The following is a 342-nucleotide window of genomic DNA, read 5'->3' on the forward strand; positions in this document are numbered from 1 at the left end:
TTATACTGCAATACATGGGCATTTAGTGGTTCCATTTTAGTAGCTGAAAAGGGTAAGACTATCATTAAAAAAGGCTATGGAAAGGCTTCTATAGAACATAATATTCCCAATACATCACAAACAAAGTTTAGAATTTGTTCCATAACAAAACAATTTACCGCTATGGCAGTGATGATGTTACAAGAAAAAGGATTATTAGATGTTAATGAAAGCATTACTAATTATTTTCCTGAATTTCATCAATTTGATAAAAGAATAACTATACATCATCTTTTAACTCATACTTCCGGTCTTCAATATTTATTTGGACCAAACTTTCCAATAATGTATAGTAAATCAAAG

The 342-nt window shown here is 29.2% G+C and carries 1 protein-coding gene; it reads left to right on the top strand.

Annotation, left to right across the window (positions count from 1 at the left end; translation table 11 throughout):
• A partial coding sequence (locus tag B2671_RS01425; RefSeq protein WP_346868813.1) for a serine hydrolase domain-containing protein occupies positions 1–342 on the top strand: 342 nt, incomplete at both ends.

The organism is Clostridium sp. UBA5119, assembly GCF_002414285.1.
Classification (GTDB): Bacteria; Bacillota; Clostridia; order Clostridiales; family Clostridiaceae; genus Clostridium_J; species Clostridium_J sulfidigenes.